This window comes from Alcanivorax hongdengensis A-11-3 (assembly GCF_000300995.1).
Classification (GTDB): domain Bacteria; phylum Pseudomonadota; class Gammaproteobacteria; order Pseudomonadales; family Alcanivoracaceae; genus Alcanivorax; species Alcanivorax hongdengensis.
Genome location: NZ_AMRJ01000007.1, coordinates 13,395 through 29,146, shown reverse-complemented (window position 1 = coordinate 29,146; position 15,752 = coordinate 13,395). Strand labels below are relative to the sequence as shown.

At 60.7% G+C, this 15,752-nt stretch carries 14 protein-coding genes; 5 read left to right on the top strand and 9 right to left on the bottom strand.

The window, feature by feature from the left end; genetic code table 11:
- The first annotated feature begins 13 nt into the window (after positions 1 to 13).
- From xthA to A11A3_RS06365, 4 genes are all read left to right on the top strand, one after another.
- Complete coding sequence (gene xthA / locus A11A3_RS06380) at positions 14 to 835, top strand: exodeoxyribonuclease III (protein WP_008928456.1); 822 nt, start codon at positions 14 to 16, stop codon at positions 833 to 835.
- The gene (locus A11A3_RS06375) at positions 832 to 1,860 is read left to right on the top strand and encodes an ion transporter (RefSeq protein ID WP_008928455.1); all 1,029 of its coding nucleotides are present in this window, start codon (positions 832 to 834) and stop codon (positions 1,858 to 1,860) included. Before xthA ends, A11A3_RS06375 begins: the two co-directional genes overlap by 4 nt.
- Positions 1,861 to 1,922: 62 nt before the next feature.
- Positions 1,923 to 2,426, top strand: a complete 504-nt coding sequence (locus A11A3_RS06370; RefSeq protein WP_008928454.1) for a response regulator — start codon at positions 1,923 to 1,925, stop codon at positions 2,424 to 2,426.
- A 46-nt stretch (positions 2,427 to 2,472) separates the two neighbouring features.
- On the top strand, positions 2,473 to 3,687 hold the full coding sequence (locus A11A3_RS06365) for a serine/threonine-protein kinase (protein WP_008928453.1): 1,215 nt from the start codon (positions 2,473 to 2,475) through the stop codon (positions 3,685 to 3,687).
- A 233-nt stretch (positions 3,688 to 3,920) separates the two neighbouring features.
- Here the strand turns inward: A11A3_RS06365 and sixA are convergent, their stop codons facing one another.
- The 5 genes from sixA to A11A3_RS06340 all read right to left on the bottom strand — a co-directional run bounded on the left by sixA (position 3,921) and on the right by A11A3_RS06340 (position 10,204).
- Positions 3,921 to 4,397, bottom strand: a complete 477-nt coding sequence (sixA, locus tag A11A3_RS06360; protein WP_008928452.1) for a phosphohistidine phosphatase SixA — start codon at positions 4,395 to 4,397, stop codon at positions 3,921 to 3,923.
- Positions 4,394 to 5,425: an NAD(P)H-dependent glycerol-3-phosphate dehydrogenase gene (locus A11A3_RS06355; protein WP_040296822.1), complete on the bottom strand. Its 1,032-nt coding sequence runs from the start codon at positions 5,423 to 5,425 to the stop codon at positions 4,394 to 4,396. Before A11A3_RS06355 ends, sixA begins: the two co-directional genes overlap by 4 nt.
- Positions 5,426 to 5,485: 60 nt before the next feature.
- Positions 5,486 to 7,339, bottom strand: a complete 1,854-nt coding sequence (gene htpG, locus A11A3_RS06350; RefSeq protein ID WP_008928450.1) for a molecular chaperone HtpG — start codon at positions 7,337 to 7,339, stop codon at positions 5,486 to 5,488.
- A gap of 334 nt (positions 7,340 to 7,673) precedes the next feature.
- Positions 7,674 to 8,576, bottom strand: a complete 903-nt coding sequence (locus A11A3_RS06345; RefSeq protein ID WP_008928449.1) for a TIGR01777 family oxidoreductase — start codon at positions 8,574 to 8,576, stop codon at positions 7,674 to 7,676.
- Positions 8,573 to 10,204 (bottom strand): hypothetical protein, encoded by a 1,632-nt coding sequence (locus A11A3_RS06340; protein ID WP_008928448.1) that lies wholly within the window; start codon positions 10,202 to 10,204, stop codon positions 8,573 to 8,575. The genes A11A3_RS06345 and A11A3_RS06340 overlap by 4 nt, the downstream gene beginning before the upstream one ends.
- 339 nt (positions 10,205 to 10,543) lie before the next feature.
- Here A11A3_RS06340 and A11A3_RS06335 point away from each other — a divergent pair, with 339 nt between their 5' ends.
- Positions 10,544 to 10,783, top strand: a complete 240-nt coding sequence (locus A11A3_RS06335; RefSeq protein WP_008928447.1) for a PA3496 family putative envelope integrity protein — start codon at positions 10,544 to 10,546, stop codon at positions 10,781 to 10,783.
- 46 nt (positions 10,784 to 10,829) lie between these two features.
- Here A11A3_RS06335 and sucD read toward each other — a convergent pair whose 3' ends face one another.
- From sucD to odhB, 4 genes are all read right to left on the bottom strand, one after another.
- A complete protein-coding gene (sucD, locus tag A11A3_RS06330; RefSeq protein ID WP_008928446.1) occupies positions 10,830 to 11,705 on the bottom strand; it encodes a succinate--CoA ligase subunit alpha in 876 nt (291 codons plus the stop codon).
- Entirely contained in the window at positions 11,702 to 12,871 is a 1,170-nt protein-coding gene (sucC, locus tag A11A3_RS06325) for an ADP-forming succinate--CoA ligase subunit beta (RefSeq protein ID WP_008928445.1), read from the bottom strand. Before sucC ends, sucD begins: the two co-directional genes overlap by 4 nt.
- 75 nt (positions 12,872 to 12,946) lie before the next feature.
- Positions 12,947 to 14,386 carry a dihydrolipoyl dehydrogenase gene (lpdA, locus tag A11A3_RS06320; RefSeq protein ID WP_008928444.1) on the bottom strand — a complete coding sequence of 480 codons (1,440 nt, stop codon included), beginning with the start codon at positions 14,384 to 14,386 and terminating at the stop codon, positions 12,947 to 12,949.
- 94 nt (positions 14,387 to 14,480) lie between these two features.
- On the bottom strand, positions 14,481 to 15,740 hold the full coding sequence (odhB, locus tag A11A3_RS06315; protein ID WP_008928443.1) for a 2-oxoglutarate dehydrogenase complex dihydrolipoyllysine-residue succinyltransferase: 1,260 nt from the start codon (positions 15,738 to 15,740) through the stop codon (positions 14,481 to 14,483).
- Between the last annotated feature and the right edge of the window lie 12 nt (positions 15,741 to 15,752).

Genomic DNA, 15,752 nt, shown 5'->3' with positions numbered 1-15,752 from the left:
CCAAGGAGGCGCCATGACCCTGATTTCATTCAACATCAATGGTATTCGTGCGCGTTTGCACCAGTTGCAGGCGGTAATCGACAAATATCAGCCGGCCCTGATCGGTCTGCAGGAAACCAAGGTTCACGATCCGGAATTTCCGGAACAGGCCGTACGTGACATGGGCTACCACCCCTATTATCACGGCCAGAAAGGCCATTACGGCGTTGCCCTGATCACCCGCGAGCCACTGGAAGAGGTGCAATACGGCTTCCCCAGCGACGGCGAGGACGCCCAGCGGCGCATGATCATCGGCAAACTGCGCCATGGTGACGGTTCACTGATCACCGTCCTCAACGGTTACTTTCCCCAGGGGGAAAATCGCGAGCACCCGGTAAAATTCCCCGCCAAGGAAAAGTTTTACCAGGATCTGCAGAACTACCTGCAACACCACCATGACAGTGGCGAACAACTGGCCATCATGGGCGACTTCAACATCTCCTCCACGGACCGGGATATCGGCATTGGCGAAGCCAACCGCAAGCGCTGGCTGCGTGAAGGCAAGACCAGCTTCCTGCCGGAAGAGCGCGAATGGTGGCAACGGCTGATTGACTGGGGCCTTACCGACACCTTCCGTCACCAAAACCCACAAACCGACGATGTCTTTTCCTGGTTCGATTACCGCTCCCGTGGCTTTGAGCGAGACCCGCGACGGGGGCTGCGCATCGATACGGTACTGGCCACGTCGCCCTTGATGGAAAAACTGGACACTACCGGGGTGGATTACGATATCCGCGCCATGGAGAAACCCTCTGACCATTGCCCGGTATGGGCACGGTTTCAGGGCTGTTCATGAAAATCAGGCTGCACCCGGAAAAGCTCAAACCGAACCTGGACACGGTCGGCTTTGCCATCGACCTGGGCATGATTGCCCTGGTGGTTCTCAACCTGGGACTGATCCTGTTTGACTGGCTGTTCCAGGTGCCGCCGGTGCAGTCGCTGCTGGCCACTTACACACCCGCTTTTCACGATTTTTATCGCGACAGCATTCACGCCGATTTTCTGTTCTACGACCTGTGCTTCGTGGCGGTTTACCTGACCGAGTTCACGCTTCGCTGGATTGCCGCTATCGCCCGTGGCACCTACCACCGCTGGTTCTTCTACCCGTTCGCCCACTGGTATGACCTGCTCGGCTGCATCCCGGTGGGCAGCTTCCGCTGGCTGCGGGTATTGCGGGTGGTCAGCCTGCTGTTTCGACTACAGCGCATGGGCATCGTCGACCTGTCGCAAACCTGGCTGGGTCAGACACTGATCAAATACTACGGCATCGTGGTGGAAGAAATTTCCGATCGGGTAGTCATCAATGTGCTTAATGGTGCCCAGCGCGAAGTGGGCGGCGGCAGCCCGCTGCTGCATCGCATCGAAAAGGAAGTGCTGATGCCGCGCCGGGACCAGCTGGTCAGCTTTGCGGCCAGCCGGGTCGCCCAGGCCACCCAGAAGAGCCATGCCCAGTACCGTGAACAGCTGGCGGAGTATTTCAGCCACCTCACCGACGAGGCCCTGGTGCGTACCCAGGCGGGACGGCGGCTGGCGGCCGTTCCGGTGGCGGGCCCGCGGGCCATCGCCCTGCTCGGCGAGGCAGTGCGTGAGACCGGCACCGCCTTTGTCGATCAGTTGGTCGATGACCTGGCCTCCCCGGCCAGTCGCCCGCAGCTGGAACAACTGTTCCAGGACATGCTCAGTGCCGCCATCGGCGATGACCGCCAGGCGCTGGACAGCATGTTGCGCGATACCTTGCTGGACATCCTGGAACAGATCAAAGTGCAGGTGGCGGTACAGCAATGGAAGCTGGAAGAAAATCCCCCGCCATCACGTGACTGAGACGTGAGTCTCAGATTATCATACGAACATGTACCGATTAGCGTTTCAGGCCTGCTGCGACCATGACCGCCATTACCGCGAACAACAATGACGACAATCTGGACCTGGCGCCCTCCCGGGTGCTGATGGTCGACGACACCCCACAGAACCTGGTGGCCATGGAAGTGGTGCTGGAAGACATGGACTGCGAGTTGGAAAGCGCCACCAGTGGCAATGAAGCGCTGGCCAAGCTGCTCAAGAATGATTACGCCCTGGTTCTGCTGGATGTACAGATGCCGGAGATGGACGGCTTTGAAGTGGCCACGCTGATGCGCTCCAATCAACGTACCCGCCACGTACCGATTATTTTCGTCACGGCCCTGTCCAAGGAAGAGCGTTTTGTCCAGCAGGGCTATCGTTGTGGCGCGGTGGATTACCTGTTCAAGCCGATTGCACCACAACTACTGCAAAGCAAGGTGAACTTCTTTGTCGGCCTGGATCAGCAGAAGAAGCGCCTGGAAGCCAAGCTGGCCGCTGCCCGCCGTTCCGAGGCGGAGATGAAGGCGATCTACGGCGACCAGAACTGATTATTGATACCGGCACGGTCAGGACGACCCGGAACCCAGACAGGCAATGGCTATTACACTCCCCGGTTACCGCATTACCGGCCGCCTTGGCAAAGGCGGCATGTCCCATGTCTTTCTTGCCACCCAGCACTCCTTCGAACGACAGGTCGCCATCAAGGTACTGACACCCTCGCTGGCTCTGGAGCCCAGTTTTGCCGAGCGTTTCATGCACGAGGCCAGAACCATTGCCCGGCTCAACCATCCGCACATCGTGCCGGTCTATGATGTGGGTGAACATCAGGGCTATTACTACCTGAGCATGGAATATGTCACCGGTGGCAGTCTCAAACAGCGTATTCGCGAAGGCATGGAGCCCGCCCAGGTCGAACAGGTGCTGCGGCAGATGGCCATGGCACTGCACTACGCCGGTGAGCATGGATTCATCCACCGGGACGTGAAGCCGGACAACATCATGTTCCGCGCTGATGGTTCGGCGCTGCTGATGGATTTCGGCATTGCCGCCAGTACCGTCAATCATCGCAATGTGCTCGACAGTCACGCCCGTCTCGGCACGCCCAAATACATGAGCCCGGAACAGCATCGCGCCGACGAGCTCGACCCCCGCGCCGATCTCTATGCACTGGGCTGCGTGTTGCATGAAATGCTCACCGGCGAGCCGCCCTTCCAGGCCGACAGCCCGGCGCGGATGGCAGAACGACACCTGCAGGATCCGGTGCCCTTGCTGCCCCGTGCTGTGCGCCGCTACCAGCCCCTGCTACGCCGCCTGATGGCCAAGGACCGGGAACAGCGCCCGGCTGACGGTACCGCAGTTATCGAGTTGCTCGACAGCCTGCCGCAGGCGTCCACCCCGGCGGCGTTCAAGCCCGTCCATGAGCCACCGGCAGTGGCCCTGGCCCCGCGGTTGCGCCTGCGGGAAGAAAAAACCGGCCGAAGCTGGCGTGGCAGCCTATATCGCTATGACATTTATCTGGTGGCCGACGACTTCGAGCAGTTTCAAAGCCACTATGCGGTGATGCGCTCGGGCCTTCAGGAGTGGCAGGCACAGCGGGGGCGCCGCTGCCAGGAGGTCGCCATCAAGGCCACCCTGCACCCCTGGATCAGCGGCCGGGTAAAGGATTATCTACGCAAGATGCGACACTCGGACGGGCTGGAATGGCTGGCGGGCCTGCCCATGCGCATTAATCTGGTGGCCGCCGATGGCCAGCCCATCGAACGGCTGGAGTGGCCCGCCGAGACAGACAATAACGAACAACCGGGCTGAGACCTGCAACGCGGACATAAAAACGGACATAAAAAAAGCGCCGGTAAACCGGCGCCTTCAAGCACACATGCGTGGTATCCCCCCACTGCGCGATGACAGCGAGCGGAAGGAGTTCTGCCTGTTTGATTGCCTGTTGCCCGCTGTCAATTTCAGATTAGTCAGCCACCCAGCCTCTGCCCAGCGCCTGGCGCCGGACGGCAGAGAATAGCATCTGAACGGGCGTACCAGCGCGATCAGCGGAAAGGCAGACTCTCGCCCGGGCTGCTCATCCACAGCAAACGGGCGCCATCAGCCACACACACTTCCACATCCAGACAGGCCACCGTGCCCACGTTGAAGCCGCAGCGCTGGCCACTCCCGGTCCATTGTGCGGTCAACAGCGCCACCAGCGGCATATGACTGACCAGCACCGTGCCATTGGGCAGGCTCTCACCCTGCAACCAGTCGAAAACGGCGGGGGGTGCGGATTCCGGCACCAGGGCCTCACAGGTGATGATGTCCAGTGAACGGTAGACGCGCTGGATGCAGCTGGCCGTTTGCTGGGCTCGCAGATAGGGGCTGGCGATAATCCGGTTGACCGGAATACCGGCCGCCTGCAGGGCCTGCCAGTGGGCCAGTACGGCCGCTTCGCCGGTTTCGGTCAGCGGCCGGAGTGCATCCGTAGCGGCCTGGGAGACCGCCTGCCCGTGGCGACACAGGTACAGCTTCACGGCGTCACTCCGGAGACACTGAATTCCACGTCATGCTGGTATTCACCGCTCATCAGCTGGTAAATCACCGTTTCCAGCGGCTCACCATGATAGATCACCCGGTACAGCGCGGTGGCCAGCGGCATGTAGACCTGCAGCTCGGCGGCCTTGTCGGCCACCAGCTTGATGGTATTGATGCCCTCGGCGGTCTGGCCCAATTCGGCCACCGCCTGTTCCACGCTCTTGCCCTGCCCCAGCTGAAAACCGACCTGGTAATTGCGCGACAGGGACGACGAGCAGGTAGCGATCAGATCGCCAACCCCGGAGAGCCCCAGGAAGGTCATGGGGTTGGCCCCCAGCTCCACGGCAAAACGGCTCATTTCCGCCAGTGCCCGAGTGATCATGAAGCTGCGGCTGTTCTCCCCCACACCGATGGCGGCCGCCATGCCGGAGGCCACCGCATAGATGTTCTTCAGGGCGCCGCCCAGCTCCACGCCATAGATATCGGCGTTGTCGTAGACCCGGAAGTACTCACAGCCCAGTGCGGTCTGAATGGTACTGCACAGGGCTTCATCCGGGCTGGCAATCACCGTGCCGGTGAATTTCTTCTCGACGATTTCCTTAGCCAGGTTGGGGCCACTGAGCACGCCTACCCGGGCGTGGGGCCATTCACGCATGAGCAGCTCGCTCATCAGCAAAAAGCCGTCGGCATAGATGCCTTTGGTACAGCTAACCACAATGGTGCCGTCGGGCACCCACTGGCGAGCCTGGCGAAGCACATCGATGAAGGCCTTGCTGGGAATCGCCACAAACACCAGGGAGGCCTGATTGAGCGCCTCTTCCAGACTGTCGGTGGCGGTTACCCCCTCAGGCAGTTCGGCACCGGGCAGGTAACGGGGATTTTCCCGGTCCAGATTGATGGCGGCGGCGGTCTCCGGGTCACGAACCCAGAGCCGCGCCTGATGACCATTGGCAGCCAGGATACTGGCCATGGCAGTGCCAAAACTGCCACCGCCGAGAATGGCGGCGGTATGCTGTGTCTGCTCCATAAAGCGGGGCGCCTTGTACTGCGTTTTTGGCATCATAAGCGCCCCCCGTGATGGAAACAATCAGGCGTTTGGCGTTACCGCGCGACTAAGCAGATGATGCATGCGACGGGCGGCGGCGGCCGGGTCCCGTGGCAGCTGCCCTTCGGCCAGCATCGCCTGATCCAGCAATAAGCCGGCCAGCTCGCTGAAGTCGGCCCCCGGTTCCTGACTGTCCAGTGCCTTCAGCAGCGGGTGATCCAGATTCACTTCCAGCACCGGCAACATCTCCGGCACCGGCTGGCCAGCCGCTTCCAGCATGCGACGCATCTGCGGGCCGAGCTGGTCTTCAGCCAGCACCAGGCAGACCGGCGAATCCACCAGCCGGCGCGTGGCCCGCACCGCCTCCACCTGGCCGGTGAGACTTTCCTGCAGACGCTTGATCAGCGCGTTATCCTGCTCGGCGTCGTCAGGCTTGTCTTCGCCGTCCAGATCCAGCTCACCGCGAGCGGCATTGACCAGCGGCACCTCCTGGTAACGGTCCAGATAACTGATCATCCATTCATCCACCGGGTCACTGAGAAGCAGTACCTCGATGCCCTTCTTGCGAAACACCTCCAGGTGTGGGCTCTGGCGCGCCGCCGCAGCATTGTCACCAAGCAGATAGTAAATCTTGCCCTGCCCGTCCTTGCGGCGTGCCAGATAATCATCCAGGGAGGTCAGGCTGTCGCCCTGTTCGCTGCTGGCAAAACGCAGCAGCGCCGCCACGGCGTCACGGTTATCCGGGTCTTCGCCAATGCCTTCCTTGAGCACCTGACCAAACTGGGCCCAGAAGCGTGAATATTTTTCCTCATCCTTGCTGAGTTTTTTCAGCATCTGCAGCACGCGTTTGGTAAGCGCGGTGCGAATTTTTTTCACCGGGCCGTAGTCCTGCAGCAGCTCACGACTGACATTCAACGGCAGATTGGGCGCGTCGATCACCCCCTTGATGAAGCGCAGATACTGCGGCAGAAACTGTTCGGCATCGTCCATGATGAAGACACGTTGCACATACAGTTTCAGGCCGCGACTGGCCTCACGGTGGTAGAGATCAAACGGCGCCCGTGGCGGTGTGAAAAGCAGGCTGGTGTACTCCAGCTTGCCTTCCACCTTGTTGTGGCTCCAGTTCAGTGGCGCTTCGAAATCATGGCTGATGTGCTTGTAGAAATTCTCGTACTCCTCGTCTGAAATCTCCTGACGGGCACGCTGCCACAGGGCCGTGGCAGAGTTGATGGTTTCCGGTGCCTTGTCATCACCGGCCACCGCCAGACTGATGGGGAACGCCACGTGGTCGGAATACTGGCCCACCACCTGTCGAATCTTGCCATCGTCGAGAAATTCCTTTGCATCCTTGCGCAAATGCAGAATCACCGCCGTGCCCCGTTCGGCACGTTCAATGCTCTCCACACTGAATTCGCCCTGGCCATCGCTTTCCCAGCGCACACCCTCGCTGGCCGCCAGGCCCGCCCGGCGACTTTCCACGGTGACCTTGTCGGCAACAATAAAGGCGGAATAGAAACCGACCCCGAACTGGCCGATCAGCTGGGCATCCTTTTTCTGGTCGCCACTCAGACTGGCGAGAAATTTTTCCGTGCCGGAACGGGCGATGGTGCCCAGGTGATCGATAATCTCCGCCTCGCTCATGCCGATGCCGTTATCGGCGAGCGTCAGGGTCCCGGCGGATTTGTCCAGGGTCAGCCGAATGGCCGGCTCCGGGTCTTCTTCCATCAATGCCGGGGTGTCCAGCGCCTCGAAGCGCAGCTTGTCGCAGGCGTCGGAGGCGTTGGAAATCAGCTCGCGCAGGAAAATTTCCCGGTTGCTGTACAGGGAATGAATCATCAGATGCAGAAGACGCGATACCTCTGCCTGGAAACCATGGGTCTGTTTGGTGGCACTCACACGGGGCTCCTGAATGCAGTTTGTTCTTGATCACAAACAGATAGGGGCCCGGCGGGCAATTTCAAGGGTCAACGTTTGTTAAGGAACCTCTGAAAAACTCCTTGCACGCTCAGGCTTACAGGCTGGTTCACAATCTAGGCGGCCTTTTGAAGGTGTATGTCGATCCATCGAAAAAGGGCAACAACGAGTGTGGGCCAGCCTGTAAGCCCCGGAGGGCGTGGCCTGAAGCGCACATCTGCTGCGCCTTGCCCCTAGCAAAGGGAGCCCCCCTGTCCGTCGTGACAAGACACAACAGCTGCACGCTTCAGGCCACGCTGAGCATGTAAGGAGTTTTTCAGAGTTTCCTAAGATGACTCAGTGCCGACGAGAGATCCGGGAAGCGAAATACGAAGCCCTGCTGCTCAAGGCGACGCGGAAAGACACACTGGCCGCCCAGCAGCATGGTGGATTGCTCCCCCAGCCCCAGCTGCAACAGCCGGGCAGGAATGCGCAGCACGCCGGGCCGATGGACCTCGCGGGCCAGCTGGCGATGGAACTCGCGCTGGGTAACCGGCGCCGGCGCACAGGCGTTGAACACGCCCTCCACCCCCGGGGTTTCCAGTGCCCGCACCAGAATGGCCACCATGTCGTCGATATGGATCCAGCTGAGCCACTGGGAGCCGTCACCGATCATGGCGCCCAGGCCGGCCTTGTAGAGCGGTAACAGTCGCCCCAGCATGCCGCCATCACGGCCCAGCACAATACCGGTACGAATCAGGCTCAGCCGCACGCCCTGCCGGGACACTGGCCTGGCGGCCTGCTCCCAGGCATCACACAGGCGATAGCCGAAGTCCTTCTTGCGTGCGGCGCTGTCTTCCGTGAGCTCCGCATTGCCGGCATCGCCGTAAAAGCCCACGGCGGAGCCGCTGACCAGTACCGCCGGCTTGCGTTGCAGACGGGCGACCAGCGCCACCACGTCCTTGGTAACCCCCACCCGGGACTCCATCAGAATCGCCTTGCGACGGCCGCTCCAACGGCCGGCAAACAGGCTTTCCCCGGCCAGATTGATGATGCCATCGACGATTTCATCATCGGCTATCTCGTCCAGCCGGCGGATCAGCCGGGTGTCCTCCGGCAACACCTTGGCCGCCTTGCCCGGGCGCCGGCTAAGCACGATCAAGTCATGCCCGTGGGCCGCCAGACGCCGACACAGATGCTGACCAATGAAACCGCTGCCACCTGTTACCAGAACCTTCAATGCTTTACCGCCTCGATATTGCTGATACTGTCCAGATCGTAGAAGTATTCCATACTGCCCGCGCCCATGGGCACGCTCAAGGTCACATGGTCACTTTCCACCCCGGTGAGAATGCCCCGGCGCTGGCTGCCATCGCCAGCAGTGACCGTGACTTCCTTGCCCTGCAGTTGACCCAACGCCGGCAATTTACTGTTGGTCACTGATGGCGCCACTGGAGGCTCGGCGGGCTTGCTCTGGGTCGCTGGAGGGCTATCCACGCTACCGTCATCCTCTGTCTCCAGAGCCGTGCCAGCGCTGTCATCATCCCCCTTGACGTTGACCTGCTGGCCATTGGCCAGCAGCACGGACACCACCTGGCCAGCATCCACATTGCGCTCCACGCTACCACTGCCCACCGCCATTTCCAGTTTCAGGCTGTCGGCACCGACGCCACGGATAATACCCGGCAAGCTGTCGCCATCACGGGTTTCAATGGTCACCTGCTGGCCGTTGTAGGCGACCAGCTCGGGGAACGTCCGGGTCACCGGCGCCGGCACCCTGGGCGTCTGTTCCTGCTCGGGCAATGTGGCCGGGTCCACCAGCTGCGATTCGCCTTCCCGGGCCGGGCTGATTTCCCGGCTTTCCATGGAGCCCGGCGTCACGGACCAGCCCACCGAGCTCTTTTCCAGTTGCAACGAGCGCTCCTGCACCGCTCCGTTGGTAAGCATCACCTTCGCCACCACCTCGCCAGTGCCTTCGCTGCGGTGCATCTGCACGTTGTCGATCTGTATCGAATCCAGCGCCCCTTCCGGGAATTGCGTGTTCAGGTACTCCCGACTCACATGGGCCAGCGTATCCGGGTGATCATAATGCAGGTCCACCTGGCCGTTGCGATAACGCAGGTTATTGGTATAGGCGGTGAAATCGCCTACCAGGTAGCTCTTGTAGCTATCCGGCATAATCAGTTCCAGGCTGCCGGTGAGCTGTTCCTTGTCCAGCGGCGCCAGCGCCAGCTCCATCTTGTAGCCTTCCTTGAAGATGCGCGTTTCCGGGAAATCCTTGCCCTCCGGCTTCCAGGACAGATGTACCACGGGGGCATCCTGATCCGAGGGATTGATCAGCAGTGTGCGCCTTTCCGTGATGTCATCCGGGTCCCAGTCAAGCACGATGCGCACCTCCAGGTCGGAGAGGAAGCCTCGCCCCTGGCTGAGTGTGAGCACGCCGTTGATCAACGCCACCCGGTCATAGTGGAAAGCCTTGCCGTGCAGGCGGCCGGCCAGGGGTTTTCCCTCGCCCTTGATGGCCAGCATGGCAGCCTCCTCGGAGGATACGAAGGCCGTGCTCTGGGCGCGCTGCTCACCGCGCATGACCTGGCCACTCTGGCTCGCCATTGGGGCAGCCGCCGAGCCCAGAAAGGCCTGACCACTGAGAAGCAGCAAGCCAATACCCACCGCCGTGGTCAATAGCGCAGCAACCCGCGCCAGCGCCCACCAGCGGTAATCCTCCCAGTTGCGCTGCACCTGACCGAGGCTGGCCAGCGGAATCAGGAAAAAAAGCGCACTGTGCCCACGACTGCCAGCCGCATGCATCAACCCAAGGGTAGTGACGATCAACGCCGTCACCCCGATAATAATCAGCCATTCAGCCATTTGTTGTTCTCTCCCCGTGGGCCGGCACTGGCGGTTTGCAAGTCCGGCGAACAGGCCTCCACTTTACAAAGCCCATGGCAGGCATTCCAGCACTTAACTTACTGATTTTCCTATCAGGCATCCAGGGGTGAAACCGTTCACAGTAACGGCCAGGCAGCGCTGACGTGCATACCTCCCGTCACCCGCCAAAACACCATTTATCTTCGCGTGACAAAAAAAACTTGTCTGGCCGAAACACTGACGCTATATAGGCGCTGAGGACATTCGGTAAACCGATCCGAGCTACCGGCCTGTCCTTGATATGGGTTGTTTAAGGCGGTCAATCTGGAGGAGACCACCATGAGTAACCGTAGGACTGACCATGACTTTGAGTCGGATGATCTGCTGATGAATGAAGAGTTCGATGATCTGGATGATGCCGTGGAAGATGAAGAGCAGGAAGAACGCAGCGTGCGTGCCCGCGCCTTCAACATGGACATGCGTCACCGCATTGAAGACAGACTGGAGGAACGTCGCCTGAAAAAGGAACTCAATGAGTACGAGTTCTTCGATCTGGATGACGATGAAATCCTCCACTGACGAAAAAGGCCGGCAATGCCGGCCTTTTTCGTGATGGCGATGGCCATTACCAGCCAGTGATTTCCTTCACTGCCTGGCCAATGCCCGCCGGGTTACGAACGGTTTTCACACCTGCGGCTTCCAGGGCCGCAAATTTTTCATCCGCCGTGCCCTTGCCGCCGGCAATGATGGCGCCGGCATGGCCCATACGCTTGCCCGGAGGCGCGGTCACACCGGCGATGTAGCTAACCACCGGTTTGGTGACGTGCTCCTTGATATAGGCCGCCGCTTCGTCTTCCGCGGTACCGCCGATCTCGCCGACCATGACGATGGCCTCGGTCTGCGGATCATTCTGGAACAACGCCAGTGCATCAATGAAGGTGGTGCCCGGGATCGGATCACCGCCAATACCGATACAGGTGGACTGGCCAAAACCCAGCTTGGTGGTCTGATTGACCGCTTCGTAGGTCAGCGTCCCGGAGCGGGAAACGATACCCACCTTGCCCGGCTTGTGAATATGCCCCGGCATGATGCCGATCTTGCACTCACCCGGTGTGATCACGCCCGGACAGTTGGGGCCGATCAGGCGTACGCCGCCCTTCTGGGTGATGTATTCCTTCACATAGAGCATATCCAGCGCCGGGATCCCCTCGGTGATGCAGACAATCAGTTCGATGCCGGCATCCGCCGCTTCGATGATGGAATCCTTGCAGAAGGCCGCCGGCACATAGATCACGCTGGCGGTGGCACCGGTTTGCTTGACGGCCTCGGCCACGGTGTTGAACACCGGCAGGCCAAGATGGGTCTGCCCGCCCTTGCCCGGGGTCACGCCACCGACCATCTGGGTACCGTACTCAATGGCCTGCTCGGAGTGGAAGGTGCCCTGGCTGCCGGTAAAACCCTGGCAGATAACCTTGGTGTTCTTGTCGATCAAAACGCTCATGCAGCACCTCCCGCCGCCTTCACGACCTGCTCGGCCGCATCTTCAAAACTTTCCGCAGCAATGATGTTCATGCCGCTTTCGGCCAGCTTCTGGGCACCCAGTTCGGCGTTGTTGCCTTCCAGACGCACCACCACCGGCACGGTGACACCGACTTCCTCGACCGCACCGATAATGCCGTCAGCGATCAGGTCACAGCGCACGATACCACCGAAGATGTTCACCAGAACGGCTTTTACCTGATCATCGGAAAGAATGATCTTGAAGGCCTCGGTGACGCGCTCTTTGGTGGCGCCACCGCCCACATCCAGGAAGTTGGCCGGTGCCCCGCCCTTCAGCTTCACCAGATCCATGGTACCCATGGCCAGGCCGGCACCGTTGACCATGCAACCGATGTTGCCGTCCAGCGCCACATAGTTCAGATCCCACTCCGCCGCGCGACGCTCACGCTCGTCTTCCTGGGAAGGATCTTCCAGCGCCTTGATATCCGCATGGCGGTACAGGGCGGAACCGTCCACATTGATCTTGGCATCCAGACAATGCAGATCGCCCTGTTCGGTGATCACCAGCGGGTTCACCTCGATCAGGGACAGGTCCTTGTCCTCGAACAGTTTCGCCAGCCCCACGAAGATCTTGGCGAACTGGTTGACCTGCTTGCCTTCCAGACCCAGCTGGAAGGCAATTTCACGGGCCTGATAGGGTTGTGCGCCGACCAGCGGATCAACCAGAGCCTTGAGGATTTTTTCCGGCGTTTCCTCGGCCACTTTCTCGATTTCCACACCGCCCTCGGTGGACGCCATGAAAACCACACGCCGGGTGGTGCGATCCAGCACCGCGCTCAGGTACAGCTCCTGGGCGATATCGGTACAGGTTTCCACCAGAATCTTGGATACCGGCTGACCATGTTCGTCGGTCTGAAAGGTCACCAGGCGCTTGCCGAGCCACTGCTTGGCAAATTCTGCAGCCTGTTCCGGGCTATCCACCAGCTTCACACCGCCGGCCTTGCCGCGGCCACCAGCGTGAACCTGGGCCTTGACCACCCATTTGTCACCGCCAATCTCCTTGGCTTTGGCTGCCACCTCTTCCGGGGTGTCACAGGCAAACCCTTGGGAGACTGGCAGGCCATAATCAGCAAAAAGCTGTTTTGACTGATACTCGTGGAGATTCATGCCAACACTTCCGTCTTCAATGAATAGAGTGTGCGGCCGGCCGGGTGGCCGGACCGGCCACCCGAGGTCGCTCCGTTACTTCTTGCGCCGCCGTTGGGCCACGTGAATGGCCTTGAAATCCGCTGCCAGGGCAGCTTCATGGACGGTTTCTGACAGGCTCGGGTGACCAAACACCATCAGCTGCAAATCTTCGATGGTGGCGCCGAATTCCATTGCCACCACGCCCTGCTGAATCAGCTCGGACGCCTGCGGACCTACCACGTGCATACCCAGCACCCGGTCGGTCTTCTCGTCGGCGACAAATTTCACCATGCCGCCGGTTTCCCCGGCTGCCATTGCACGGCCATTGGCGGCAAACGGCACCACGCCGGTCTTGTAGGCTTCACCGGAGGCTTTTGCCTCTTCCTCGGTCTTGCCTACCCAGGCCACCTCGGGGTGCGTGTAGATCACGCTGGGCACGGTGTCGTAGTTCACCTGGGTGCTTTCACCCATGATCACTTCCGCAACCATGACCCCTTCCTCGATGGCCTTGTGAGCCAGCGCCGGGCCACGTACCAGATCGCCGATGGCGTAAACACCGGGCACGTCGGTACGGCACTGACTGTCCACATAGATATAGTGGCGCTCGTCCAGGGTCACACCGGCGTCCTGGCTGAGCAGGCCCTCGGTGTAGGGACGGCGCCCCACCGCCACGATCAGGCGGTCAAAGGTTTCCTGGTGGTCGCCGTCGCCATCGGCGTAGCTCACCTCCACCTTGTCCTTCTTCACCTCGGAGCCGGTCACCCGGGCACCGAGCCGGATATCCAGACCCTGTTTGGTCAGCTGCTTCTGGGTGTCCTTGGCGATCTGCTGGTCCACCGCCGGCAGGAAGGTATCCACCGCTTCCAGCACCACCACTTCACTACCGAGACGGGCCCAGACGCTGCCCAGTTCCAGACCGATGACGCCGGCACCAATCACACCCAGACGCTTGGGCACCTTGGGCAGATCCAGCGCACCGGTGGAATCGACAATCACTTTCTGGTCCACCGGCGCCACCGGAATATCCACCGGCACGGAGCCGGCGGCCAGGATCACATGCTCGGCCTGCAGCACCTGGGCGTCTCCGTCCAGCGGTGTGAATTCCACCTGCTTGTTGGCCTTCAGTTGGCCAGTACCCTGCAGCCAGGTGACCTTGTTGGCCTTGAACAGCTGGGCAATGCCGCCGGTGAGATTCTTGACGATGGTGTCCTTGCGCTTGTGCATGGTGTCCAGGTCCAGGCTGACATCGCCGACCTTGACGCCATGCTCCGCCAGCGCGCCCTGTGTCTCATGGTATTTCCAGGAGGAATCCAGCAGCGCCTTGGACGGGATGCAACCCACATTCAGACAGGTACCGCCCAGAGCCGGCTGGTCCTGCTTGTTGATACGTTTTTCGATACAGGCAGTGTTGAGCCCCAGCTGGGCGCAACGGATGGCCGCCACATAACCGCCGGGGCCACCGCCAATGACAATCACGTCGTAGTTGTCAGCCATGATCTGTTCCTTAAGTCGGCTGGCACGCTGCACGCAACACGCGGGCACGCGCTTGGGCGTGGTGCGTGCGAGCGTGTCGCGTGCAGGCGTTCATTCAGATATCCAGCAGCAGTCGCGCCGGATCTTCGATAAAGTTCTTCACTGTCACCAGGAACTGCACCGCCTGTTTGCCATCAATCAGGCGGTGGTCGTAGGACAGTGCCAGATACATCATGGGCAGGATTTCCACCTTGCCATCCACTGCCATGGGCCGCTCCTGAATCTTGTGCATGCCCAGGATAGCCGTCTGTGGCGGGTTGAGGATCGGCATCGACATCAGGGAACCGAATACCCCGCCATTGGAAATGGTGAAGGTGCCACCGGTCATTTCCTCGATGGACAGCTTGCCCTTCTGGGCCTTCTGGCCGTACTCGATGATCTGCGATTCCACTTCCGCCAGACCTTTCTGGTCGGAATCACGGATCACCGGCACCACCAGACCGCGGTCAGTGGAAACGGCCACGCCGATGTCGTAATAACCGTGGTAAACCACGTCGTCACCATCGATGGAAGCATTGACTTCCGGGTGACGCTTGAGTGCTTCCACGCAGGCGCGGGTAAAGAAGCCCATGAAGCCCAGACGCACGCCATGGGCTTTCTCGAAAGCATCCTTGTAGTTCTTGCGCATATCCATGATCGGTTTCATGTTGACCTCGTTGAAGGTGGTCAACATGGCCGCGTTCTGCTGGGCAGAAACCAACCGCTCGGCAATGCGCTTGCGCAGGCGGGTCATCGGCACACGGCGCTCTTCACGCTCGCCCGGGGCCGCCGGAACAGCAGCAGTAGCCGGCTGCTGGGGGGCCGGCTGGCTGGCGCGCTGCTCGGCCTTGTCACCGATGGTCTTCTCCACATCCCCTTTGGTGATGCGTCCGCCCTTGCCGGTACCGGTGACCTGGTCGGCGGCAATGCCATGCTCGCTCATCAACTTGCGCGCGGCAGGGCCGGCCTGGTCACCGGCGCTCTGGTCACTGCCTTGCTCGGTCTCGGCCGACGCGTCGCTCTTGTGACTGTCCGCCGCCGGCTTTTCTTCGTTGTCCGCGTCCTCTTTGCCGGAAGACGACGGCGCCGAACCGGAGGCGCCCTCCTCGAACTGGCCCAGCACCTGCTGGCTTTCCACGGTGTCACCTTCAGCGGCAATGATCTTGCTCACCACGCCATCGGCGGGAGCTACCACTTCCAGCACCACCTTGTCGGTTTCGATGTCTACCAGCAGTTCATCACGTTTAACCGCTTCGCCTTCCTGTTTGTGCCAGGTGGCCACGGTGCCATCAGCTACGGATTCGGGAAACTGCGGTGCTTTAATATCAGTCGCCATGCCTTATCCTTA